Origin of the sequence: Micromonospora sp. URMC 106 (genome assembly GCF_051386395.1) — a bacterium.
Classification (GTDB): Bacteria; Actinomycetota; Actinomycetes; order Mycobacteriales; family Micromonosporaceae; genus Micromonospora.
The window spans coordinates 1-708 of sequence record NZ_JBPQTP010000239.1 but is presented as its reverse complement, the minus strand read 5'-3'; the positions used below and the strand labels follow the sequence as shown (position 1 = coordinate 708).

1 protein-coding gene is annotated in these 708 nt (G+C 68.1%); it reads left to right on the top strand.

Going from position 1 to position 708, the window contains the following annotated elements; translation table 11 throughout:
• Window position 1: 1 nt before the first annotated feature.
• Window positions 2–708, top strand: a 707-nt coding sequence (locus ACSNOB_RS31930) for a D-glycero-alpha-D-manno-heptose-1,7-bisphosphate 7-phosphatase (RefSeq protein ID WP_436691156.1), incomplete at its 3' end; no start/stop codon positions are given.

Below are 708 nucleotides of genomic sequence, written 5' to 3'. Positions count from 1 at the left end.
CCTGTTCGACGCGGTGTTGCTGGATCGGGATGGCACGTTGGTGGAGGACGTGCCGTACAACGGTGATCCGGAGAAGGTGCGGGTGGTGCCGGGGGCGCGGGTGGCGTTGGACCGGTTGCGGGCGGCGGGGTTGCGGTTGGCGGTGGTGACGAATCAGTCGGGTTTGGCGCGGGGGTTGTTCTGCGAGGCGCAGATGCGGGCGGTGCACGCGCGGGTGGAGCAGTTGTTGGGGCCGTTCGACGCGTGGTTGGTGTGTCCGCATGACGATGGTGCGGGGTGTGGGTGTCGTAAGCCGGCGCCGGGGTTGGTGTATGCGGCGGCGCGGGTGGGGACGGTGTTGGTGGTGCGGTCGGATTCGGCCGGGGATGTGTTGGTCACGGGTGCGGGGGTTCGTGCGGTGGCCGCCGGTGCGCGGCGGGTGGTGATGTTGTGTGGGCCGCGTGGTCGGGCGGCGGCGGAGTTGTTGCCGGGTGTGGATGAGGTCATTGAGCACCGGTTGCCGTGGATTGATCCGGTTCCGGAGGCGGTGGACGCGGCTGACATGCGGTTGTTGTGTGAGCGGTTGGCTGCGGTGGGCGCTGAGGAGGCGGTGGTGTTCACCAGTTTCCATCAGTCGCCTCTGCCGTTGGCGTTGCTGCTTCGGCTGGCCGGTGTGCCGCGGATCAGCGCGATCAGCGATGACTATCCCGGTTCGTTGTTGGATGTGCG